At 72.3% G+C, this 22,541-nt stretch carries 19 protein-coding genes; 15 read left to right on the top strand and 4 right to left on the bottom strand.

Going from position 1 to position 22,541, the window contains the following annotated elements; all coding sequences use genetic code 11:
* Window positions 1-6: 6 nt before the first annotated feature.
* Window positions 7-1,020, bottom strand: coding sequence for a hypothetical protein (locus tag DQ392_RS06300; protein ID WP_114014469.1), 1,014 nt, complete (start codon window positions 1,018-1,020; stop codon window positions 7-9).
* A 497-nt stretch (window positions 1,021-1,517) separates the two neighbouring features.
* Here DQ392_RS06300 and DQ392_RS06295 point away from each other — a divergent pair, with 497 nt between their 5' ends.
* The 5 genes from DQ392_RS06295 (at window position 1,518) to DQ392_RS06275 (ending at window position 7,827) form a co-directional block, all read left to right on the top strand.
* The gene (locus DQ392_RS06295) at window positions 1,518-2,555 is read left to right on the top strand and encodes an ABC transporter permease (RefSeq protein ID WP_114014468.1); all 1,038 of its coding nucleotides are present in this window, start codon (window positions 1,518-1,520) and stop codon (window positions 2,553-2,555) included.
* Between the two features lie 95 nt (window positions 2,556-2,650).
* Entirely contained in the window at window positions 2,651-4,447 is a 1,797-nt protein-coding gene (locus DQ392_RS06290; protein ID WP_114014467.1) for an ABC transporter substrate-binding protein, read from the top strand.
* Between the two features lie 120 nt (window positions 4,448-4,567).
* Window positions 4,568-5,545: an ABC transporter permease gene (locus tag DQ392_RS06285; RefSeq protein WP_114014466.1), complete on the top strand. Its 978-nt coding sequence runs from the start codon at window positions 4,568-4,570 to the stop codon at window positions 5,543-5,545.
* 13 nt (window positions 5,546-5,558) lie between these two features.
* Window positions 5,559-6,629 carry an ABC transporter ATP-binding protein gene (locus tag DQ392_RS06280; protein ID WP_114014465.1) on the top strand — a complete coding sequence of 357 codons (1,071 nt, stop codon included), beginning with the start codon at window positions 5,559-5,561 and terminating at the stop codon, window positions 6,627-6,629.
* 25 nt (window positions 6,630-6,654) lie between these two features.
* A complete protein-coding gene (locus tag DQ392_RS06275) occupies window positions 6,655-7,827 on the top strand; it encodes an ABC transporter ATP-binding protein (protein WP_114014464.1) in 1,173 nt (390 codons plus the stop codon).
* A 64-nt stretch (window positions 7,828-7,891) separates the two neighbouring features.
* Here DQ392_RS06275 and DQ392_RS06270 read toward each other — a convergent pair whose 3' ends face one another.
* Window positions 7,892-10,075: a S9 family peptidase gene (locus DQ392_RS06270; protein WP_114014463.1), complete on the bottom strand. Its 2,184-nt coding sequence runs from the start codon at window positions 10,073-10,075 to the stop codon at window positions 7,892-7,894.
* A 297-nt stretch (window positions 10,076-10,372) separates the two neighbouring features.
* On the opposite strand from DQ392_RS06270, the gene DQ392_RS06265 reads away from it, so the two are divergent.
* From DQ392_RS06265 to DQ392_RS06230, 8 genes are all read left to right on the top strand, one after another.
* Window positions 10,373-10,567, top strand: coding sequence for a DUF2304 family protein (locus DQ392_RS06265; RefSeq protein WP_114014462.1), 195 nt, complete (start codon window positions 10,373-10,375; stop codon window positions 10,565-10,567).
* A gap of 116 nt (window positions 10,568-10,683) precedes the next feature.
* Window positions 10,684-11,652 (top strand): N-acetyl-1-D-myo-inositol-2-amino-2-deoxy-alpha-D-glucopyranoside deacetylase, encoded by a 969-nt coding sequence (gene mshB / locus DQ392_RS06260; RefSeq protein WP_114014461.1) that lies wholly within the window; start codon window positions 10,684-10,686, stop codon window positions 11,650-11,652.
* Window positions 11,649-12,059, top strand: a complete 411-nt coding sequence (locus DQ392_RS06255) for a DUF6113 family protein (protein ID WP_114014460.1) — start codon at window positions 11,649-11,651, stop codon at window positions 12,057-12,059. The genes mshB and DQ392_RS06255 overlap by 4 nt, the downstream gene beginning before the upstream one ends.
* 128 nt (window positions 12,060-12,187) lie before the next feature.
* Window positions 12,188-14,704: a hypothetical protein gene (locus DQ392_RS06250; RefSeq protein ID WP_114014459.1), complete on the top strand. Its 2,517-nt coding sequence runs from the start codon at window positions 12,188-12,190 to the stop codon at window positions 14,702-14,704.
* Window positions 14,705-14,897: 193 nt separating this feature from the next.
* Complete coding sequence (locus DQ392_RS06245) at window positions 14,898-15,896, top strand: ABC transporter ATP-binding protein (protein ID WP_114014458.1); 999 nt, start codon at window positions 14,898-14,900, stop codon at window positions 15,894-15,896.
* A complete protein-coding gene (locus DQ392_RS06240) occupies window positions 15,893-16,630 on the top strand; it encodes an ABC transporter permease (protein WP_114014457.1) in 738 nt (245 codons plus the stop codon). The genes DQ392_RS06245 and DQ392_RS06240 overlap by 4 nt, the downstream gene beginning before the upstream one ends.
* A gap of 102 nt (window positions 16,631-16,732) precedes the next feature.
* The gene (locus DQ392_RS06235) at window positions 16,733-17,926 is read left to right on the top strand and encodes a sensor histidine kinase (RefSeq protein ID WP_245981213.1); all 1,194 of its coding nucleotides are present in this window, start codon (window positions 16,733-16,735) and stop codon (window positions 17,924-17,926) included.
* Window positions 17,926-18,537 carry a response regulator transcription factor gene (locus DQ392_RS06230; protein WP_181856296.1) on the top strand — a complete coding sequence of 204 codons (612 nt, stop codon included), beginning with the start codon at window positions 17,926-17,928 and terminating at the stop codon, window positions 18,535-18,537. The genes DQ392_RS06235 and DQ392_RS06230 overlap by 1 nt, the downstream gene beginning before the upstream one ends.
* 82 nt (window positions 18,538-18,619) lie before the next feature.
* Here DQ392_RS06230 and DQ392_RS06225 read toward each other — a convergent pair whose 3' ends face one another.
* Both DQ392_RS06225 and DQ392_RS06220 read right to left on the bottom strand, forming a co-directional pair.
* The gene (locus DQ392_RS06225; protein WP_114014456.1) at window positions 18,620-19,522 is read right to left on the bottom strand and encodes a transglutaminase-like and tetratricopeptide repeat-containing protein; all 903 of its coding nucleotides are present in this window, start codon (window positions 19,520-19,522) and stop codon (window positions 18,620-18,622) included.
* Window position 19,523: 1 nt separating this feature from the next.
* On the bottom strand, window positions 19,524-20,531 hold the full coding sequence (locus tag DQ392_RS06220) for a GNAT family N-acetyltransferase (RefSeq protein ID WP_114014455.1): 1,008 nt from the start codon (window positions 20,529-20,531) through the stop codon (window positions 19,524-19,526).
* 151 nt (window positions 20,532-20,682) lie between these two features.
* Between DQ392_RS06220 and fdxA the strand changes: the two genes are divergently transcribed.
* Both fdxA and dapC read left to right on the top strand, forming a co-directional pair.
* A complete protein-coding gene (fdxA, locus tag DQ392_RS06215; protein WP_016469573.1) occupies window positions 20,683-21,009 on the top strand; it encodes a ferredoxin in 327 nt (108 codons plus the stop codon).
* A 169-nt stretch (window positions 21,010-21,178) separates the two neighbouring features.
* Window positions 21,179-22,276 (top strand): succinyldiaminopimelate transaminase, encoded by a 1,098-nt coding sequence (gene dapC / locus DQ392_RS06210; RefSeq protein WP_114014454.1) that lies wholly within the window; start codon window positions 21,179-21,181, stop codon window positions 22,274-22,276.
* Window positions 22,277-22,541: the final 265 nt, after the last annotated feature.

The raw sequence follows: 22,541 nt of genomic DNA, 5'->3' as shown, positions 1-22,541 counted from the left end.
GCCGACCTACCAGGTCTGCGGCGGCGGCGCGTACGGTGCGGGGCCGCCTGCCGGGTACGAGGGGACGAGGCGCTCGGAGCGCTGCTGCCCCCGGGAGAGGGCCAGCAGCACGGCCGCGCCCGCGACGACCTCGAAGATGTTGGTGAGCACGTGCAGCTGACCCTCGATGCCGAGGTCACCGAAGTGCGCGAACAGGTCCGTCTTGATGCCGAAGGCGACGGCGAACAGGCCGAGGGCGAGCAGCGGCCCGGCGACGACCAGGCCGAGGGGGCGGGAGAAGGGCGCGCCCGCCAGCGCGGCGACGCCGGCGACCAGAGCGAGGAGCACGACGGTCCACAGGGCCCAGCCGGGCGGGGCGTCCAGCAGCCGGACGATGGTGCGCTCGCCGGTCAGCGTCTTCGCGTAGCGGTCCCAGCCGAACTGCTGCATGGTGCGTATCTCCCATGCGACCAGCACCGCGGCCGAGGCGCCCAGCAGCAGGAAGGCGGCAACGGCGCCGCCCCTGGTCGGCCCCGCGGGGGCCGAGTGGGCCACGTCGTGCGGGGCGGGGGCGCCGTAGCCGCCGGGGGCGGGCTGTGCGGGGCGGCGGCCCGCGATGGCGGTGACGATGAGGACACCGCCGAGGACGACGGTGGCGATGGTGGTGAAGAGGACCTTGCTCAGCAGCCCGTCGGGGACGCCCTGCATCCAGTCGGCGTTCAGGTTCCACAGCCCCGGGGTGCGCAGCGCGACGGTCAGCGCTCCGGAGGCGGTGAGTATCGCGGCGGACGAGGAGGAGCGGTAGGCGGTGACGGCCGCGACCGCGTAGACCAGCATCAGCGTGGGTTCGAGGAAGGAGGCGACCCACACCCCGTCCTCGGCGCGGGCCGGCAGCCCGGCCCAGTTCCACCACACGTCGACGACGTCGTCGGCCTTGGTGAAGTCCCGGATGATCCAGGCGAGGCTGACCAGCGCGAGCGCGGCCAGCAGCAGCGATCCGAAGACGCGCGCTCCGCGCGCGAGTGTCCTGTCCTGGCCCATGGCTCGGCCCCCCGTGTGTACGTGTGTCGCGACGTGCTGGACCTGACGTGTCTACCCGCGAGCACCGCCCGGCAACAAGCGCCGGGCCGGCGGTGTGCGCGGGCGGTGTGCGCGGCGGTGAAGCCGCACTCATGTTCGCACGACGTCCATCGCGCATGCAGGAAAACGCCACGAGCCCCCGCACGCAGGGGGGTTGACGGGTCTCCGCAGTTCAGAGTGGCCGCCTCGGATATCGGTGAGACGACGACCACGTTGCGAGATTGTTAAGGCAATTACTGGCGTTTTTTGCTGTCATGTCCGCCTGCCTTCTGTGATGTCAAGCACGTTGCGACCTCGATCTGCGCAACGTTCGCTCAAGAAAGCCGTTGACGGCGTTCAGCCTGGCCAACACCCCTTGACTGGCACGTAACCCGCTTGCCAAAGTCCGGCTCAACCCACCCGCATCACGCCCAACGATTCGGGTTCCGGCGAGAATTGAGCGCGGGAGCACACACGCGATGACGAGTCCTTCCCAGGCCGCTGCGGTCGGGGCCGACACCCCTGGCCCCGATCAGGAAGCGGGCCCGAGTTCTACGCGAGTTGCCAAGGACGGTGACCTCGCGGGCCGGTCACCAGGACGGCTGATGTGGATGCGCTTCAAGCGCGACCGCACGGGTGTGATCTCGGCGTGCGTCGTGCTCGCCTTCTTCCTGATCGCGGCTCTCGCCCCGGTGATCTCCTGGCTCTACGGCAAGGATCCCTACACCCGCTACGGGCAGCTGACGCCCGGCCTGCTCAACGACAACGGCTACCCGGTGCAGCCCAACGGCGGCATCAGCGGCGAGTTCTGGTTCGGCCTCGAACCGAACCTGGGCCGGGACGTGTTCATGCAGCTGGTCTACGGAATCCGCACCTCGCTCTCGCTGGCCGTCGTGATCACCCTGCTCTCGGTGGTCACCGCCATCGTCATCGGCGTCGCCGGCGGCTACTTCGGTGGCAAGGCCGACTACTTCCTCGGCCGGTTCACCGACTTGATGATGTCCTTCCCCAACCAGCTCTTCTTCGTCGCCTTCACCCCGGTCGTCGGCGCTCTGCTCGTCGACCCGCAGGACGAGATGCCCACCTGGCTCAGGTCCTGCGTGATCGTCTACGTGATGTGGCTGCTCGGCTGGATGACGCTGGCGCGGCTGCTGCGGGGCCAGACCCTGTCGCTGCGGGAGCGGGAGTTCATCGAGGCGGCGAAGGTCGCCGGGACGCCGCCGGGCCGGATCGTCCGCAAGGAACTGCTGCCGAACCTGGTCACACCCATGCTGGTGCAGGCCACCTACATGCTGCCGAACAACGTCACCGCCATCGCGGGGCTCTCCTTCCTCGGCGTCGGGCTGCTGGAGCCCACCCCCGACTGGGGCCGGATGTTCGCCACGGGCGCCGAGATCTACCAGAGCGACATCACCTACATGTTCTTCCCGGGCGGAGCGATGGTGATCTTCATCCTCGCCTTCAACCTGCTCGGAGACTCGGTCAGGGACGCGTTCGACCCGAAGTCGGGCCGATGAGGGCCAGGCGCGACCGAGTGGTGGGGGGTGCTGCCACCCCGTACGGCATCAGTCAGGCAGCGACGGACAACCGACAGGCAGGTGCAGACACCACCATGAGCAGAGTGAGCATACGCACAGCGCGTGCGTCCCTCGCGGCGGTCGCCGCCGGCGCGCTGTTCCTCACCGGTTGCAGCAGCGGTGGGGGCGGCGGTGAGGACGGCAAGGACGCGAAGGCCAAGAAGCAGGGCGCCGACGTCTCCTACACGTTCGCCGACGAGGCCGCCTCCAAGGGCCCGGCCCCCGAGGTCGAGGGAGGCCGCAAGGGCGGCACCATCAAGGTCCTCCAGCGCGACAGCTTCGCGCACCTGGACCCCGCGCAGATCTACGTCAGCGACGAGGGCGCCCTCGCCACGCTGATCCACCGCGGTCTGACCACCTACAAGCGCACCAGCGGCGACAAGTACGAGGTCGTCGGCGACCTGGCCACCGACAGCGGCAAGAAGTCGGACGGCGGCAAGACCTGGACGTACAAGCTCAAGGACGGCATCAAGTTCGAGGACGGCTCGGCCATCACCTCCAAGGACGTCCGGCACAGCATCGAGCGGATGTTCGCGCCCTTCATCACCGAGGGCCCCACCTTCATCCAGCAGTGGCTGGCCAACACGGGTGGCACCGACTACCGCAAGCTGCTCAAGGACGGCCCCTTCAAGGGCAAGCACCTGTCGGACGACGTCCTGGAGACACCGGACGACAAGACGGTCATCTTCCACTTCGAGGAGCCGCAGGCCGAGCTGCCCTACGCGCTGGCCATGCAGGGTTACTCGGTGGTGTCCGAGAAGAAGGACACCAAGGAGAAGTACGACAAGGACCCGCTGTCGACCGGTCCCTACAAGATCGCGTCGTTCAAGTCGGGCAAGAACATGAAGCTCGTCCGCAACCCCGAGTGGGACCCCAAGACCGACCCGAAGCGGCACCAGTACCCGGACGCCTTCAACATCCAGTTCGGTGTCTCCTTCGAGGACTCCACCAAGCGGCTGACGTCGGACGCGGGTGAGAACCAGTACGCCACCAGCTTCACCAACAGCGTCGACGCCTCCAGCATGCAGAAGGTGCGCAGCGACCCCGAGGTCAAGAAGCGCTCCGTCTCCGGTTACCAGTCGTACGTCAGCTACATGAACATCAACACGGACCGGATCAAGAACAAGAAGGTCCGCCAGGCCATCGCCTACGCGATGCCCAACCAGTCCATCGTCTCCGCGTTCGGCGGCGCCGGCGGCGGTGAGATGGCCGGCAACTACATCAGCCCGACGCTGGTGGGCCAGAAGCCGACCGACCCGTTCAACAAGCTGAAGAAGCCGCAGGGCGACGTGAAGAAGGCCGCCAAACTCCTCAAGGAGTCCGGCAAGAAGGGCATGAAGCTCACCTTCGCCTTCCAGAACGCCCCCGAATGGCAGGACTTCTCCGTGGCCGCGACGCAGAACCTGGAGAAGGCCGGGTTCAACGTCCAGAAGAAGGACATCATCGCGGACACGTACTACGACCAGATCGGCAAGGCCAAGAACGACTACGACATCTACCACAACTCGTGGGGTGCCGACTGGCCGAGCGCCTCGACCGTCATCCCGAACCTGTTCGACGGACGTCAGGTCCAGGACGGTGCGGCGAACTACTCGCACCACAAGAACCCGAAGTTCGAGAAGGAGATGGACCGGATTCGCAAGATCGAGAATCCGAACAAGGCCGCCGACGAGTGGATGAAGCTCGCGGACAAGATCCTCGTCGAGGACGTTCCCGCGGTGCCCATGCACTACTACAAGACGATCCAGATCTCCGGATCGAAGATCGGCGGCGCCTACTTCGACGAGCAGCTGCACGACATCCAGCCCACCTCGCTGTACGTCAAGAAGTAACGCACCCGGGCGCCGGCTCCGCCGCCCGGCCCTCGTGGCCGGGCGGCGGAGCCCCACGGTGCCGTCCCGCCCCTCCTTCCGCACGTCGATTCCGCTGTCGCACGAGAGCTGCGTTCCGTCATGCTGCGATTCCTCATCCGCCGGTCGCTCGGCGCCGTGGTGATCCTGCTGATCATCAGCGCCGTCACCTTCTTCCTCTTCTACGCCGTCCCCCGGGACCCGGCGATGCTGGCCTGCGGCAAGAACTGCACGCCGGACGCGCTCGCGGTCATCCGCAAGAACATGGGGATCGACGAACCCGTGCCGGTGCAGTACTGGCACTTCATGGTCGGCATCTTCGCCGGCCGCGACTTCGCCGCGGGCGCGTGTCCCGCGCCGTGCTTCGGCTACTCCTTCGCCAACCAGGACCCCGTCTGGCAGACCATCCTGGACCGGTTCCCGACCACCGTCTCGCTGACCGTCGGCGGCGCCGCCGTCTTCCTGTTCATCGGCCTGGGCGCCGGCATGATCGCCGCCTGGAAGAAGGGCACCCTCGTCGACAAGGCGTTCAGCTCGCTGTCGCTGGTGCTCTCCTCGATGCAGATCTACTTCATCGGCCCGCTCGTCCTGGCGCTGGTGGTCTACAACCTGCAACTGCTCGACCAGCCCAAGTACGTGCCGCTGACGGAGGATCCGGCCGGCTGGTTCATGGGCCTGCTGATCCCCTGGCTGGTCGTCCAGATCATCTTCACCGCGAACTACACCCGTCTGTCGCGCTCGTCGATGATCGAGCAGCTCCAGGAGGACCACGTCAAAGCGGCGCGGGCCAAGGGCATGTCGGGGCGGTACGTCTTCTTCCGCTACGCCTGGCGCGGCTCGCTCATCCCCATCGTCACCATCTTCGGCGTCGACCTCGGCTCCCTCTTCGGCGGCGCGATGATCACCGAGTGGACGTTCTCGCTCCCCGGCCTCGGCACCCTCGCGGTCAAGTCGGTGCAGAACACCGACCTGCCCATGGTGATGGGCGTGATGCTCTTCGCGGCGACCTTCATCATCCTGTTCAACATCATCGTGGACGCCGCCTACGCGTTCATCGACCCGCGCGTGCGGCTGTCCTAGGAGAACCTCCGCCATGAACTCCCTGACCAAGGAAGCGGACGTCCCCGCCCCGCGCGACGCGGACGAGACGAGCGCCTTCCTCTCGGTGCGCGACCTGTACGTGCACTTCGACACCGAGGACGGCACCGTCAAGGCCGTCGACGGGCTCTCCTTCGACGTGGAGCGCGGCCGCACCCTCGGCATCGTCGGCGAGTCCGGCTCCGGCAAGTCGGTCACCAACCTGTCCATCCTGGGCCTGCACAACCCGCGCACGACCGACGTCTCCGGCAAGATCCTGCTGGACGGCCAGGAGCTGACGGGCGCGCGCGAGAAGACGCTGGAGTCGCTGCGCGGCAACAAGATGGCGATGATCTTCCAGGACGCGCTGACCGCGCTGTCGCCGTACTACACGATCGGGCGGCAGATCGCCGAGCCGTACCGCAAGCACATGGGGGTCTCCAAGCGGGAGGCGCACCTGCGGGCCGTCGAGATGCTCGACAAGGTCGGCATCCCCAACCCGAAGACGCGGGTCCACGACTATCCGCACCAGTTCTCCGGCGGTATGCGGCAGCGCGCCATGATCGCGATGGCGCTGGTGTGCAACCCGGACCTCTTGATCGCCGACGAGCCCACCACGGCCCTCGACGTGACCGTCCAGGCACAGATCCTCGACCTGCTCAAGGACCTCCAGCAGGAGTTCGGCTCGGCGATCGTCTTCATCACCCACGACCTCGGCGTCATCGCCAACGTCGCCGACGACATCCTGGTGATGTACGGCGGCCGCGCCGTCGAGCGGGGCACGGTCGGCGAGGTGCTGCGCAGCCCCGAGCACCCCTACACCTGGGGCCTGCTGACCTCGATGCCGCGGCTGACCGGCGACGTGAACGAGGAGCTGTCGCCCATCCACGGCACGCCGCCGAGCCTGCTGTCCCCGCCGCCCGGCTGCCCCTTCCACCCGCGCTGCGGCTACCAGGACGAGGTCGCCGGCAGGTCCTGCACCGGCGACCGGCCGCTGCTGCCGCACGGGCGCGGCTCCGCCTGCCACCTGACGGCCGAGCAGAAGCGCACGTTCTTCATCGAGCAGATCAAGCCCAGGCTGGGCTAGGACAGGCAGAGGGAGCACCAGACCAATGAGCGATGACCTCACCCTGACCGAGCCGGGCGCGGGCGCACCGCGAGACGCGGTCCCCGCCCGCACGGGCGAGCCGCTGCTGAAGGCGGAGGGCCTGGCCAAACACTTTCCGATCATGGGGGGCTTCCCCTTCAAGCGGAAGGTGGGCGAGGTCCAGGCCGTCTCCGGTATCGACCTCGGCGTCCACGCGGGCGAGAGCTTCGGCCTCGTCGGCGAGTCGGGCTGCGGCAAGTCGACCACGGGGCGTCTGCTGACCCGGCTGCTGGAGCCCACCGGCGGCACGATCACCTACGCGGGGCAGGAGATCACCCACGCCACGCGCAAGCAGATGGCGCCGATCCGCTCCGAGATCCAGATGATCTTCCAGGACCCGTACTCGTCGCTCAACCCGCGGCACACGGTCGGCTCCATCATCGGCGGCCCGATGGAGGTCAACGGCATCGACCCGCCCGGCGGGCGCGAGAAGCGGATCCGCGAACTGCTGGAGACCGTCGGCCTCAACCCCGAGCACTACAACCGCTTCCCGCACGAGTTCTCCGGCGGCCAGCGCCAGCGCATCGGCGTCGCCCGCGCCCTGGCGCTGGAGCCGAAGCTGATCGTGGCGGACGAGCCGGTCTCCGCGCTGGACGTCTCCATCCAGGCGCAGGTCGTCAACCTGCTCCAGCAGGTGCAGCGGGACCTGGGCATCGCCTTCGTCTTCATCGCCCACGACCTGGCGATCGTGCGCCACTTCTCGGAGCGGGTCGCGGTGATGTACCTGGGCAAGATCGTCGAGGTGGGGGAGCGGGAGGCGATCTACAACCGCCCCCGCCACCCCTACACCCACGCGCTGCTCTCGGCGGTCCCCGAGGCCGTGCTCCACGAGGACGGGCAGTCCGCAAGCGGCGCCCGCGAGCGCATCCGCCTGGCGGGCGACGTCCCTTCGCCGATCAACCCGCCCTCGGGGTGCCGCTTCCGCACCCGCTGCTGGAAGGCCCGGGACAAGTGCGCCACCGAGGAGCCTCCGCTCGTCCAGATCCCCGGGAACACGCAGGGCCACCTGACGGCCTGCCACTTCCCCGAGGAGCCGACGACCGAGGCCCGCGGGGAGGACATCGTGCTGGACAAGGCGCTGCGGGAGCACGAGGGCGGGGCCGGTGAGACCTCGGCCGGAACGGCGAAGACGCGCTGAGCCGCTCGACTCACGGTTCCGGCGCACCGCCGCGGAGGCTGTCGCGGCGGCGCCCCGGACGGGCTCAGCCCGCCAGGCCCAACGACCGCCTCAGGAAGGCGACCTGCAACAGGAGCAGGTTCTCCGCGACGGTGGCGTCGCTCGCCATGTGGGTCACCCCGGACAGCGGCAGCACCTCGTGCTGCCGTCCCGCGGCCAGCAGAGCCGAGGACAGCCGCAGCGCGTGCGCCACGACCACGTTGTCGTCGGCGAGCCCGTGAATGATCATCATCGGCCTGTGGGGGCTCTCCTCCGGCACGTGGGACAGCCCCTCGTCGGTGATCAGTGAGGAGTCCGCGTACACCTCGGAGTTCTCCTGCGGGGTGCCGCAGTAGCGCTCGGTGTAGTGCGTGTCGTACAGCCGCCAGTCGGTCACCGGGGCGCCGGCGACGGCGGCGTGGAAGACGTCGGGCCGCCGCAGCACGGCCAGCGCCGCGAGGTAACCGCCGTAGGACCAGCCCCGGATGCCCACCCGTGTCAGGTCCAGGGGGAACTCGGCAGCGAGCGCGTGCAGGGCCTCGACCTGGTCGTCGAGGGTGACCGGGGCGAGCCGGCGCGAGACGGCCTTCTCCCAGGCGGGGCTGTGTCCGGGGGTGCCGCGCCCGTCGGCCGTGATCACGGCGAAGCCCTGGTCGGCGAACCACTGGGCGGTCAGGTGCGCGTTGTGCGCGGCGACGACGCGCTGGCCGTGCGGACCGCCGTAGGGGTCCATCAGCACGGGCAGCGGCCCGTCGGAGTCCTGGTAGCCGGTGGGCAGGACCACGGCGGCGGGGATGCGGCGTGCGCCGGCGAGCAGCAGGTGGGGCGCGGTGGTCAGCACGGGCCGTTCGGCGTGCGAGTCGAGGGTGCCCAGCCGCTTCCCGTCCTCCTGGCGCAGCAGCACGGTCCGCGCTCCGGCCCGCGAGAGTCCAGCCGTCGAGAGCACGAGGGTCCCGCCGCCCCGCACGGCGGAGGACAGCCGGGGGCCCCGGCCGTCGTCCTCGGGGTCGGTGACCCGTACGGCCTCGCCACCGGCCAGCGGTACCCGGTAGACCCCGAGGTCGCCCGGTGCCGAGCGGCGGGAGGGATCGCCGCCGTCCCCCTCGGAGGCGGTCAGCAGGACGTCCTCGGAGCCCACGTCCAGCACGGCCCGTACGTGCAGCCGCGCGTCGGTGAGCCGTCGTGCGCCCGCCATGAGCACCCGTGCGCTCTTCCCGTCCGCACCGTCGGCGCCCTCGTCCACGATCCGCACCAGGGCGCCGTCCGGCGCCCACGCCGGTACGCCGCCGAAGAGTTCCAGCCAGATTCGATCTTCCTCGGTGAGTGTGACCGACGTCTCACCCGTCTCGACGTCCACGCTCAGGTACGCGGCCTGGCGCTGGTCCCTGCTGTGCACGAGCAACAGGGGCGGTCCGCCCGTGGACCAGTGGACCCGGGCAAGGTACGGGTAGCGCTCGCGGTCCCAGCCGACCTGGCGCCGCGTCCCGTCGAGCCCCAGCAGATGCAGGGTGACCTCGGCGTTCGCCGTACCGGCCGCCGGGTAGGCGACGCGGGCTGGCTCGCCGTGCGGGTTGGCCGGGTCGGCGATGGACCAGCGGGTCACCGGCGCGTCGTCGGCGCGCGCGACCAGCAGCCGGTCCGAGTCGGGCGACCACCAGTGGCCGCGGGTGCGGGACATCTCCTCCGCCGCGACGAACTCCGCCAGGCCCCAGGTGACCGTCTCCGACTCCGGCTCGGCCAGTGCCCTGTCGTCCCCGCCGGACGCGGCGACCACCCGCAGGGACCCCCGCGTCACGTAGGCGACGTACCGGCCGTCGGGCGAGGGGCGGGGATCGACGACCGGGGTCGGTGTGGGAAGTTCGCGCGCCTGCCCCGTGGTCAGGTCCGCGGTGAACAGGCGGCCCGAGAGGGCGAAGGCCGCCGTCTCCACGCAGGTGTCAGTGGCATATCCGACCACACCGGCCGTGCCCTCCCGGCTCCGCTCGCGCCGGGCCCGCTCCTCGGCCGAGAGCTCCTCCGCCGCCCCGCCCAGGAGAGCCGCGGGATCGGCGGCGATACGCTCCTCGCCGCTCGCCACCTCCCGCACCCAGAGGAGATGGGTCAGGTCGAAGCCGTCGCGGGAGCGAAGGAAGGCAACTCGTGAGCCGTCCGGGGCGACAGTGAAGGACCTCGGGGCACCAAGTGTGAATCTGTGGGTACGGGCGTGCTGCTGCGGGAAAGTCGTAGCCATGCGGCTGACCGTACTGCGCACGCGCCCGAGAGCACCGCGCCCGCGCCAGGCTGTGATCCGGTCCGCAGGCCCCCCGGGACGATGGTCAGGTCGTCGGCGGGTGGCTGGATATGAATATGCGCCCCTCCTCTGCACCCGTGCACCGAGCCGTGCGGTGGCCCGGATAATTATGATCCGTTGCGCATGGTGGGTGCTGGGTATGAAGCCGGTGGCTCCTCCGTGCCGGAGGCGCGCCGCCGTGTCCGTGTGACCCGAGAAGATCCCGAACCGACCGTGCGTACTTGGAGGTGAGCCGCCGTGGCACTCTCGATTTCGGCGGTGGTGCTGCTGGCGATCATCGTCATCCTGCTCGTCAGGAAATCCGGGCTCAAAGCCGGACACGCGGTGATCTGCATGCTGTTGGGCTTCTATCTCGCCAGCTCCTCGGTCGCTCCCACGATCACCGACCTGACCTCCAACGTCGCCGGGATGATCGGCCAGCTCAAATTCTGAGGACGCCGCGCCCCTGCCCCACGTCCGGACCCCTGTCTCGACTCCCTCGGCCCCCGTCCCCTTCCTCCTCCCCCTCGCTTCGCCGGGCGGTGGCGTGCCCGTCGTAGGCTCGGGGCATGACCGCTGCGTTTCCCCCAGGGGCGGCCCCCGGCTCGCCGGCCGCCCCCCGGCGCCGTGTGCTGCTGGTGCACGCGCACCCGGACGACGAGTCGATCACCACAGGCGCCACCATGGCCAAGTACGCGGCTCAGGGCGCGCACGTCACCCTTGTCACCTGCACCCTGGGTGAGGAGGGCGAGGTCATCCCGGACGGGCTCGCCCACCTGGCGCCCGACCAGGACGACACCCTCGGCCCGCACCGCATCGGCGAACTCGCCGCCGCCATGCGCGCGTTGGGCGTCACCGACCACCGCTTCCTCGGCGGCCGGGGGCGCTACCGGGACTCCGGCATGATGGGCGCGCCGACCAACGACCGCCCCGGGTGCTTCTGGCAGGCCGACCTCGACGAGGCCGCCCGCCTGCTCGCCGCTGTGCTGCGCGAGGTGCGCCCCCAGGTGGTCGTCACCTACGGACCCGACGGCGGCTACGGCCACCCCGACCACATCAAGGCCCACCGCGTGGCCATGCGCGCCGTCCAGCTCGCCGCCGCCGAGAGCGGCCGCGGCGGCGGCGAGCCGCACCGGGTACGGCGCGTCTACTGGAACGTCGTCCCCCGCCCCGTCCTCGACGAGGGCTTCGCCCGGCTGCGGGCGGCCACGGCCGACGGGGAAGTCTTCCCCTTCCCCGGTTTCCTGGGCGACACGGGCCTCGCGCAGCCCGACGACGTCCCCGGCGTGGTCGACAGTGCCGACGAGGTCGACGTCACGATCGACGCCCGCGCCCACCTCGCCGACAAGGCGGCGGCCATGGCGGCCCACGAGACCCAGGTCTCCGTACGCGAGACCTCGCGCGGCCCCTTCTTCGCGCTCTCCAACGGGCTCGGCCAGCCCCTCATCGGCACCGAGTACTTCCAACGCGCCGATCGCGCCCAACGCGACCCCGCGCCCGCGGGCCTCGACGACCTCTTCGCGGGGGTGGACGCGTGAGCACGGCGGCCCCGGCCCCCCAGGCGGAGGGCGCCTACCCGCGCGGACGCAACGCCCGCCTCGCCGTGTACGCGGCGTTGGCCGTACTCGGCCTGCTGACCGGCGCCGCCGGAGTCCTCGTGCAGAGCGCCTGGTTCCCCCTCGGCCTGCTGCTCGCGCTGGCCGCCGCCGTCGGACTCTTCTGGGGCGGCGCGAAACTGTGCCGCACCAAGCCGGGCGCGGCCGCACCAGGCGCCGGCTGGGTGGTCGCCGTCCTGCTGATGACGACCGCACGGTCCGAGGGCGACTTCCTGTTCGCCGCGGGACTCGCCGGCTACGTCTACCTGTTCGGCGGCATGCTCGCAGCTGTGATGTGTACCACCATCGCCCTGCCCGCGCCCCCCGTTCCGGTGCACAAGAACCGCTGAGAGGGGCGCCGGCGGGCCGATTCGGTGGTCGCGGGGCCCCTGCCGCGTGCCCCCAGTACAGTGGTGCGCGCCGGCGAGCCGCCTTCGGGCCAACGGGAAGACGGCGAATCCATCCGGGAGTACCTGCTTTGAGTCGTGAAACTGACAGTTCGTCCTCCGGGCCCAAGCGGCGCGGCGGTTCGTCGTACCCCTCGGGGACGGAGCCGTACGGCACCTCGGGCTCCGGCGCGGACCAGGAGGGCCGGGGAACCGATCCGGCAGCCGGGTCGAAGCCGGACGAGCCGAAGACCGAGACGACGCTCACCACCCGCATCCGCATCAACATCCCCGGGTCGCGGCCCATCCCACCCGTGGTGATGCGCACCCCGGTCGGCGACGAGAACGAGGGCGGCAAGCCCGGCGGCGCCGACAAGGGCAGTACGAAGGGCGGCGCGTCCGCTCCCGACCTGGGCGCGGGCAAGCGCGCGACCGGCGGCGGACCGCCGCCGCCACCGCCCGGCCCCGCCGGACCGCCACCGCCCGGGACCGCCGCGCCGGGCGGCGCGGCCGCCGCCCCGGGCGGGTCGGGCGCGTCCGGGGGAGCGACAGGACCCGCGGGCGCCGAGGGCCGTCCCTCGGCCGGTGCGAACTCCGGTTCCGCGCAGGGCGACGGGGCCGCCGAGCCCGAGGGGAGCTTCACCCAGCAGACCAGCGACTGGTTCTCCCCGCGCAAGCCCCCGCGCAGTGCGCCGCCCGCGTCCGCCTCCGGCGGCGGCCCCGGCGGTCCCACGCCCGAGACGACCGGCACGCACCGGCTGCCCGGCCCGGCGGACACGCCTCCAGAGGGCGTCCCGCAGGTGGGCTCCGGCGCGCCCGCGGGGCCGACGACCGGCCCGGTCACCGGCGACATGACGGGTCCCGGGCCGTCCGGCACGGGCCCGGGACCGCTCGCCGCCCCGGACACGGACCCCGGCCAGGCGTACGGGGCGGGCCAGACCCCGGGGCCCGGACAGACCTCAGGACCCGGCCGGGACTTCGGCGCGGACGGGTTCTTCGGCGCCGGCAGCGGACCCGCGGCCGGGCGGCCGCCGGGTGCGAACGGGCCCTTTGGACCGGGTCAGGGCGGCGCCCCGGAGCGCGGTGCCTCCGGGCTGGACGCCTTCGGCCTGGGGGAGCGGCCCGACGGCGCCACCTCGAAGCCTGACCCGTTCGGTGAGCGGGCCCCGGGTACGACCGCGGGGCACGGCCACGACGATACCGGCACCCACCGCGCCCCAGGACAGGGCGCCGACTCCGGTCCCGGCGCCCCCGGTTCCGGCCCCTCGGGCACACCACCGGCCGGAATCCCGGCCGTTCCCGGCGCCGGCGCCCCCCCGGCCCCTGGCGCGCCCTCGTCCCCCGGCAGCCCCGGCGCTCCCGCCGGCGAGTCGCCGGTCAGTTCGACGCTCGGCCTGGGCACGGGCCCGGGCACGTTCGCGCCGGGCGGCGCGGACGACGCCGGCACCGGCGGCCCCGGCCCCGCGGCGGGTCCCGACGGTGAGCGGCGCTCGAGCGACACCATGGTCAGCGGCGTCCCGCAGGTCGGCACCGACGGCGGCACGGGCGGCCCGGCGGCCCCGGGCCAGGGGGCGTCGTCCCCCTCGCCCGCGCCCACAGGTGGCGCGGCGGCCCCGCAGGCGGCCAAGGCCGCGAAACCGGCACGCAAGGGCGGCCGTTCGAAGCTGGTCCTCGCGGGCGTCGCGGTCGTCGGCGTACTCGGCGTGGCCTACGGCACGGGGCTGCTCCTGGACCACGCGGACGTGCCCAAGGGCACGACGGTCCTCGGGGTGGAGATCGGCGGTCTCAGCAAGCACGAGGCCGTCAACAAGCTGGACTCCGCGCTCGGTGAGCGGACGAAGAAACCGTTCACGATCAAGACGAGCGGCGGCAGCCAGAAGCTCAAGCCGAGCGTGGCGGGCGTGACGCTGGACAACGAGGCGACGGTGCGCGCCGCCGCGGGCCGCGACTACAACCCGGTCTCCGTCATCGGCTCCCTGTTCGGCCAGTCCCGCGAGGCGGAGGCGGCCGTGAAGGTGGACGACGCGAAGGTGCGTTCGGCGCTGGGGCCCCTCGTCGAGAAGGCCGAGGCGGCGTCGCCCTCCGAGGGCATGGTGAAGTTCACCGGCGGCAAGGCCGTCGCGGTCAAGGGATCCCCGCACAAGGTCGTCGACATCGCCAAGGCGCCCGACGCGCTTGAGCAGGCGTTCGAGCAGCGGGCCGTCACCGGCAAGAACGAGCCGGTGGAGCTGCCGGGTTCGGTACACGAGCCGAAGGTGACCCAGGCCGATCTGGACAAGGCGGTCAAGGGGTTCGGGCGGACCGCGATGTCCGGCTGGGTCTGGCTGGAGGCGGGCGACGTGAAGGTGCCCTTCAGCCAGAAGACGCTCGGTACCTTCCTGACGATGCGCCCCGGCGGCAGCGGAACGCTCCAGCCGGTCATCGACACCGAGAAGCTGGCGGCGACCTACGGGTCGGCCTTCGACGACGTGGTGATAAAGGCAGGCGCCGGCACGGTCAAGATGACGCCGAAGCACGCGGCCGCCGCCATGGTGAAGGCCCTGAACGAGAAGGCGCCGCCACAGCCCGGGCAGCGGGTGGCCAAGGTGCCGGGGTCTGTCTCCCAGTGAGGCCGTCGCCCCAGGCCGCACCGCGCCGCCGCTGAGGCGGCACCCGAGCACGACCAGGCGCCCCGCCGCACCGGCGGGGCGCCTGGTCGTGCGCCGGGGGCCGCGTGTCATCCGCGGGGTGTGACATCTGTCAGCCGAAGGACGCGACCGTCGGCACTGCCGCCCGCCCCCTCCCCGCCGCGAGGCTGGGAACATGACATCGACGCAGGCCACCACACCCGCCGTGGAGTTCTCCGCAGCCGGCAAGACCTACGGGAGCGTCCGCGCCCTCGACGGGCTGACCGTCAGCCTCCGGCCCGGGCAGACCGTCGCCCTCCTCGGCCCGAACGGGGCGGGCAAGTCCACCACCCTCGACCTGCTCCTCGGGCTGCGCAACCCCGACCAGGGCGGCCGGGTGCGGCTGTTCGGCACCACGCCACGGCAGGCGGTCACCGACGGACGGGTGGGCGCGATGCTCCAGTCAGGCGGGCTGATGGACGGCGTACGCGTCCGCGAACTCGTCGCGCTCGCCTGCGCGCTCCACCCGCGCGGCCACCCCACCGAACGGGTGCTCGCCGACGCCGGACTGACCGGCATCGCCGAGCGGATGGTCGGCAAGCTGTCCGGCGGCCAGGAGCAGCGGGTGCGGTTCGCGCTCGCGACCGCGGGGGACAGCGACCTGCTCGTCCTGGACGAGCCCACCACCGGCATGGACGTCACGGCACGGCGCTCCTTCTGGTCCGCGATGCGCGCCCAGGCGGCGCAGGGCCGCACCGTGCTGTTCGCCACCCACTACCTGGAGGAGGCCGACGAGGTCGCCGACCGGGTGCTGGTGCTGCACCGGGGGCGGCTGCTCGCCGACGGCAGCGCGGCCGAGATCAAGGCCATGGCGGGCGTGCGCAGGGTCGGATTCACGCTGGACGCGGTGCCCGACGGCATCCTGGAGGCGCAGCTGCGTGCTCTGCCGGGGGTCACCGAAGTGGAGCTGTCCGGTGCCGTGGTGAGGCTGCGTTCGACCGACGCGGACGCCACCGTGCACGCCGCCTACGCCCTCGGCCTCTACCCGCGCGACCTGGAGGTCACCGCCCTCGGCCTCGAGCAGGCGTTCGTGGCCCTCACCGCCCGCGCTGACGCGCCCCACCCGGGCGCGGAGCCCGCCCCCGCGACCACCCACTCCTCCCCGCACCCGCACCGGAAGGCGGCCGCCAAGTGAAGACCCTCATCCGGCTGGAGATCACGCGCGCGCTGCGCAACAAGAAGTTCATGTTCTTCTCGGTGATCTACCCGCCGGCCCTCTACGTGCTGATCGCCGGCAGCAACTCCCACACCACGATGCCGGGACTCGACATCGACCTGAGCCTCTACTACATGGTCGCGATGGCCGCCTTCGGGGCGATGACCGCGGTCCTGATGGGCAACAGCGAGCGCATCGCCAGGGAGAGGGAGGCCGGGTGGGTGCGGCAGCTGCGGCTCACGGCGCTGCCGGGCCGCGGCTACGTGGCGGCGAAGATCGCCTCGGCCGCCACGGTCAGCCTGCCGTCCATCCTGCTGGTCCTGCTCACCGGAGCCGTCGCGATGGGCGTGCGGCTCGACGCCTGGCAGTGGGTGGCCGTCGGCTTGAGCTCCTGGGCGGGCAGCTTCGTCTTCGCCGCGCTGGGCGTGGCCATCGGCTACCTGGCGACGGGGGACGCCGTGCGGCCTTTGACCATGCTCTTCTACTTCGGGCTCGCGTTCCTCGGCGGGCTGTGGCTGCCCAGCTCCAGCCTCCCCGGCTGGGTGCAGGACATCGGCGCGTGGGTGCCCACCCACGCCTACACGGCGCTCGGCCAGGCGGTCGAGGTAGGCCATGCGCCCCACCTGGGGGACGTCGGACTGCTGGCCGGCTATCTCGTACTCTTCGCCTCAGCGGCGGCCTGGCTCTACCGCAGGGACACCCGCAAGGCGTGAGCCGTACGCCGCACACAACCGGCGGCCGCGCGTGCGCCGCCCGTAGCCCCCGCACCGGAGGAGGAGCCGCGACATGGCCGAGACCGCCGCAGGGGCCCAGCCGTGAGCGGCGCCACCGTGGGGGAGGAGGGCGGCTCGGTGCCCGACGAGGGCGGACGCCGGTTCGCGGCTGTCGCGGAGCCACCGGTCACCAGGCGCCAGAAGCTCGGCAAGGGGCTCATGATCCTGGCGTGGATGGTCTTCCTCGGCGGACCGCTGGCGGACCTGTGGTCCGGCCGGCTCGGCACGGGCGCCACCGTGTGGGGGAGCGTGGGGCTCGCCGGGTTCGTCGCCGCCTACTCGGGGCTCGTCTTCCGCCACACCAGCTCTCCGCTGCCCAGCCGGGCCGTGCGCGCCCTGGTGGCGCTCCTCTTCGCGCTCGCCTGCGCACTGTCCGGAACCGTCGGCCACGACTGGCTGGTCCTGTTCGTCTACGTCGCGGTCGCCTCCGGCGCGGTGCTGCCGGTGGCGTGGGCCGCCTGGAGCGTGGGCGCGTGCGTGCTGGCGATGGCGGTGATCGGCACCGGCTTCGGGACGCGGCCGTGGTGGGGGCCGTGGACCTCGTTCGTGATCCCCGCCGTACTGGGCGGATTCGCGCTGATGTCCGCTCGCAAGACCGTGCGCACGATGCGCGAGCTGCGCCGGGCCCGGGCCGCCGTCGCGGAACTGGCGGCCAGCGAGGAGCGGCTGCGGCTCGCCCGCGACCTGCACGACCTGCTGGGGCACTCGCTGTCCCTCATCACCCTCAAGAGCGAGCTCGCGGGGCGGATGCTGCCCGCGCACCCCGAGCGCGCCGCCGAACAGGTCGCCGACATCGAACGGGTCGGCAGGCAGGCGCTCGTCGACGTACGCGAGGCGGTCAGCGGCTACCGGCGCCCCACCCTCGCCGTCGAACTGGCCGGTGCCCGCACCGCACTCGACACGGCGGGCATCACCGCCGCACTGCCCCACAGCGCGCCGCCCCGCCCGCTGGCCTCCGAAACCGAGGGGGCGCTGGCGTGGGCGCTGCGCGAGGCCGTCACCAACGTCGTACGGCACAGCGGCGCCAGGCGCTGCACGGTCGCGTTCGGCACCGGCGAGGCTTCCGTGCTGCACCTGACCGTCAGCGACGACGGGAAGGGGCCCTCAGGCGCCGGAGCGGGCAACGGGCTGAACGGACTGCGGGAGCGGCTGGCGCTGGTCGACGGGTCCCTGACGACCTCAGCGGGGCCCGGCGGGGGCTTCACACTGCGGGCCACGGTGCCCTCGCTACCCTGATGCGCGTGATCAGACTGCTGCTGGCCGAGGACCAGGTCATGGTCCGCGAGGCACTCGCGGCGCTCCTCGGCCTGGAGCCGGACATCGAGATCGCCGCCGAGGTCGGGCGCGGCGACGAGGTGCCGGACGCGGTCGCCGAGCACCGTCCCGACGTCGCCCTGCTCGACATCGAGATGCCGGGCCGAAGCGGCCTGGACGCGCTGGAGGGGCTGCGCTTCGACCACCCTGACCTGAAGGTCGTCATCCTCACCACGTTCGGCAGGCCGGGATACCTGCGCAGGGCCATGGAGGCGGGCGCGGACGCCTTCCTGGTCAAGGACGCGCCCGCGGCCCGACTCGCCGACGCCGTCAGGCGGGTGCTGGCCGGGGAGCGCGTCATCGACCCCGGACTGGCCGCCGCGGCCCTCGCACAGGGCGCCAGCCCGCTGACCGAACGGGAGTGCGACGTGCTCGGCGCGGCACGCGAGGGCGCGGGCAACGCCGAGATCGCGGCCAGGCTGCACCTGACGCACGGCACCGTCCGCAACTACCTGTCCACGGCCATCCACAAGACCGGCGCGCGCAACCGCACGGAGGCCGCCCGCATCGCCCGCGACCGGGGCTGGCTGTAGCGGCGCGCGCGGCAGGCCACGGGCCGGCGCGCCCGGCCGTGCGGAGACGTCCGCCCGCCGGCGTATGCCCGCCCGCGCACCGTCAGTTCAGCCGGGCCCGCGCCGCGCGGGCCGCGCGGCGGATGTTCTCCGCCGCGTTCGGCTCCATCGCCGCGACGACGTCGGCGTAACCTTCCATCTCCTCCGCGCCCCGCGCGAACTCCCCCCGCTCCACCAGCAACTGCGCACGCTCGAAGCGGAGTCTGCCCGGATGGTGCGGCAGCAGCAGGGACAGTTCGACCGCCCACAGCCGCACGCCCGTCTGCTCGGGTCGGCGGGCGGCCCAGGCACGGATGTTGTTCAGCACCCGCAGCACCGTCTCCAGCGCCCCCGCGGGCTGGAAGGAGGCGGTCGACAGCGGCGCCCCGCCGGTGGCCCCGGCGACCATCACGGACAGCTCCTGTTCGCCCAGCCGGCCGCCACCGGCGAACGGGTCGGCCAGCACGTGGTGCCCGCGCGGATCCCCGAACCCGACGACGAAGTGCCCCGGCAGCGCCACCCCGTACACCGGGGCACCCGCACGCCGCGCCACCTCCGTCCAGACCACCGACAGCAGAATCGGCAGTCCGCGCCGCCGCCGCAGTACCTCGGGCAGCAGCGAGGAGGCCAGCCGCTGGTAGTCGGGGGCGGCGCCGCGGAATCCGAGCTCCTCGCCCAGCAGCCGCCGCAGGGCGTTCGCCCACTCCGCGGGGGCGCGGCCGCGCTCGTACGGCAGCAGCCCGGCCAGCCGGTCGAGCTCCGCCTGCCCCTGGTCCACGATCCGCTCGGCCGCGGCCGCGTCCTGGGCTGCGCCCTCGCGGCGCAGCGCCGCCTCGGCGCCGACCAGCAGGCACAGCGTCGCCAGATCGGGCCCTTCCTCCCGCGCCGCCTCGGCGAACCGCTGCCTGACCACGTCGGGCACGCCCTCGTCCGGGCCCGGCCCCTGTGTTCCGTCTCCGGTCGCCATGTCAGTCCTGTGGGGCGCGCAGGTAGTGGTACGCGTGGTGGTCGGCGAAGCCCAGCGTGTCGTAGAGCGCGCGGGCAGGCGCGTTGTCCCGCTCCACCTGGAGGTAGGCGGCCGAGGCGCCCTCGGCCAGCGCGGCCCTCGCCAGCTCGGCCATGACCGCCCGCGCCAGCCCCTGGCGGCGGTGCGCGGAGGCGACCTCGACGCCCGCGAACCCCGCCCAGCGGCCGTCCACCACGCACCGCCCGATCGCGGCCGGTGTGCCGTTCGTCTCCCGGTCGTCCGGCACCGTCGCGAACCACACGGAAGGGCCGCCCCCCAGCACCTCGCGCGCCGCTTCCGTCAGCCCGCCGCCGTCCGCGCGGTGGTAGAGCGAGATCCACCGCGCGTCCGGCTCGCGGTGCAGCAGCACGCGGGTGTCGGGCTCCCGGTCGGCGAGCGGCGCGAGCGCGCCCACCCGTACGACCGCGGGCCGCTCGGCCGTCCAGCCGCGCTCGCGCAACTCCCGCTCCAGCAGCGCGTGCTCCTCGGCCGCCACCTGGATCCGGGCCGGCAGCCCCCGCTCCGCGTACCAGGCGGCGACCTCGGCCAGTGCGTCGTCCAGCGGCAGCCCGGGATCCGCGGACGGCAGCACCGAGTTCGCCCGCGCGGTGAAGCCGCCGGCGGCACGGAGCGTCCAGCCGCCCAGCCGCCGCGACTCGGCCGGTGGCCAGCCGCGGGCCGCCACGGCGACCACCTCCGCCACGTCGGCCGCCGGTATCCCCCGGCGGCGCGCGGGCGTGCGGGGTACCACCTTTCCGGCGACCATGGACGCTTCCTGGATCTCCACGTGCTTACCATCGCGCCGCGTGATACCGAGTACGCCGCCGTTCCACGATGTGAGAATACCGAGGGTGTCCGTGAACCGCCCGCGGCGCTCGCCGGCGCCCGTCAACGACCGCACCGACACACGTTCTCCCACGTCGGAAGGGGTGATGCGGACCTCAAGGCGTCCGCCAGTGGTGAATTCCACAGCTCTATCCGCCCCTCCTGTTCGTCTTGTGTCCGGGAACGGAGATACTAGGTGTGGGCATCGCCGCCGTCCGAAGCGAAACAGCGCTCCCGCGCGCCCGCGGCGGAGCCGGTGCACCGGCCCGCCAGCCCTAAAGAGGAGGAACGACAGCGTGACGTACGTCATCGCGGAGCCTTGCGTCGACCTGAAGGACAAGGCCTGCATCGAGGAGTGCCCCGTCGACTGCATCTACGAGGGCCAGCGGTCCTTGTACATCCATCCGGACGAGTGCGTCGACTGCGGTGCCTGCGAGCCTGTCTGCCCGGTCGAGGCCATCTTCTACGAGGATGACACTCCCGAGGAGTGGAAGGACTACTACAAGGCGAACGTCGAGTTCTTCGACGACCTCGGCTCGCCCGGCGGCGCCAGCAAGCTCGGCCTGATCGAGAAGGACCACCCGCTCATCGCCGCGCTCCCGCCGCAGGAACACGACGAGTGAGCCACGTCGCCTGAACGACGAGCGAGCCGCCCCGCCGCGGCTCCTCGGCCCCCGGTCCCGTACGTCGGTCCCACGCGTCCGCTCGTACGGGACCGCGGCGTTGCTGCGGCTGTTCTCTCCAGGCGGCTGTTCCCCCCAGGCGGCTGTTCCCCCCCAGAAAGTGAGCCCCATGCCCTCCGTCTCCGACCGCCTCCCCACCTTCCCCTGGGACCGGCTCGAGCCGTACAAGACCACCGCCGCCCGGCACCCCGACGGCATCGTCGATCTGTCCGTCGGCACGCCCGTCGACCCGGTGCCGCCGCTGATCAGGCAAGCGCTCACCGAAGCCGCCGACACCCCCGGCTACCCCACCGTGTGGGGTACGAGGGAGCTGCGGGACGCGCTCACCGGATGGTGCGAGCGCCGCCTGGGGGCGCGCGGAATGACGGAACGCAACGTCCTGCCCGTCGTCGGCTCCAAGGAACTCGTGGCCTGGCTGCCCACCCAGCTCGGCCTCGGCCCCGGCGACCGGGTCGCCTTCCCCCGGCTCGCCTACCCCACCTACGAGGTCGGGGCACGGCTGGCCCGCGCCGAGTACGTCGCCTACGACGACCCGCTGGAACTCGACCCCGCCGGACTCAAGCTGCTGTGGCTCAACTCCCCGTCCAACCCCACGGGTCAGGTGCTTCCCGCCGAGAAGCTCCGCGCCGTCGTCGCCTGGGCCCGCGAGAGGGGCGTCCTCGTCCTCAGCGACGAGTGCTACCTGGAGCTGGGCTGGGAGGCGGACCCCGTCTCCGTCCTCCACCCCGACGTGTGCGGCGGCAGCCATGAGGGCATCGTGGCCGTCCACTCCCTCTCCAAGCGCTCCAACCTCGCCGGATACCGCGCCGCGTTCATCGCCGGCGACGCCGCCGTCCTCGGCGAACTGCTCCAGATCCGCAAGCACGGCGGGATGATGACACCCGCACCCGTGCAGGCGGCGACCGTCGTCGCCCTCGGCGACGACACCCACGTCGCCGCGCAGCGCGACCGCTACCGCGCGCGCCGCGCCGCGCTGCGCGGCGCGCTCGAAGCCGCCGGATTCCGCATCGAGCACAGCGAGGCGTCGCTGTACCTGTGGGCCACCCGCGACGAGTCCTGCTGGAAGACGGTGGGCGGCCTCGCGGACCAGGGCATCCTCGTCGCCCCCGGCGACTTCTACGGCCCTGCGGGCGAGAGCCATGTGCGCGTCGCCCTCACGGCGACGGACGAGCGCGTGAACGCGGCGGTCAGCAGGCTGAAGGGCTGAGCCGGCCGCCGGTCTCACCGCGTGAGCACGCGCGTTGCCGCGTACGCGTGCCACTGTGCACGCGCGAGCGCTGAGCACGCGCGAGCGCTGAGCACGCGAAAGGGCCGCCCGGCCATGGATGTCCGGGCGGCCCTTGTCGTGCGTGCGGGCGCGGGATCGCGGAGCGGGGGGCAGGAGCCCCGCGGGGTTTCGGGGGCGCCGAAACCCACTCGTCCGAGCGGTGAGCAGCCGGCGCGGCGAGGGGCGCGTCCGCACGGCCTCGCGC

The sequence above is a fragment of the Streptomyces reniochalinae genome (assembly GCF_003323735.1).
GTDB lineage: Bacteria > Actinomycetota > Actinomycetes > Streptomycetales > Streptomycetaceae > Streptomyces > Streptomyces reniochalinae.
This window is presented reverse-complemented; position numbering and strand designations above follow the sequence as displayed.

Bases quoted from the DNA above. Each gene is read 5' to 3' on its own strand.
- DQ392_RS06275 (WP_114014464.1), top strand. From the start codon at position 6,655: ATGAGCGATGACCTCACCCTGACCGAGCCGGGCGCGGGCGCACCGCGA.
- DQ392_RS06230 (WP_181856296.1), top strand. From the start codon at position 17,926: ATGCGCGTGATCAGACTGCTGCTGGCCGAGGACCAGGTCATGGTCCGC.
- dapC (WP_114014454.1), top strand. From the start codon at position 21,179: ATGCCCTCCGTCTCCGACCGCCTCCCCACCTTCCCCTGGGACCGGCTC.
- DQ392_RS06245 (WP_114014458.1), top strand. From the start codon at position 14,898: ATGACATCGACGCAGGCCACCACACCCGCCGTGGAGTTCTCCGCAGCC.
- mshB (WP_114014461.1), top strand. From the start codon at position 10,684: ATGACCGCTGCGTTTCCCCCAGGGGCGGCCCCCGGCTCGCCGGCCGCC.
- DQ392_RS06225 (WP_114014456.1), bottom strand. From the start codon at position 19,522: ATGGCGACCGGAGACGGAACACAGGGGCCGGGCCCGGACGAGGGCGTG.
- DQ392_RS06280 (WP_114014465.1), top strand. From the start codon at position 5,559: ATGAACTCCCTGACCAAGGAAGCGGACGTCCCCGCCCCGCGCGACGCG.
- DQ392_RS06270 (WP_114014463.1), bottom strand. From the start codon at position 10,075: ATGGCTACGACTTTCCCGCAGCAGCACGCCCGTACCCACAGATTCACA.
- DQ392_RS06285 (WP_114014466.1), top strand. From the start codon at position 4,568: ATGCTGCGATTCCTCATCCGCCGGTCGCTCGGCGCCGTGGTGATCCTG.
- DQ392_RS06295 (WP_114014468.1), top strand. From the start codon at position 1,518: ATGACGAGTCCTTCCCAGGCCGCTGCGGTCGGGGCCGACACCCCTGGC.
- DQ392_RS06290 (WP_114014467.1), top strand. From the start codon at position 2,651: ATGAGCAGAGTGAGCATACGCACAGCGCGTGCGTCCCTCGCGGCGGTC.
- DQ392_RS06300 (WP_114014469.1), bottom strand. From the start codon at position 1,020: ATGGGCCAGGACAGGACACTCGCGCGCGGAGCGCGCGTCTTCGGATCG.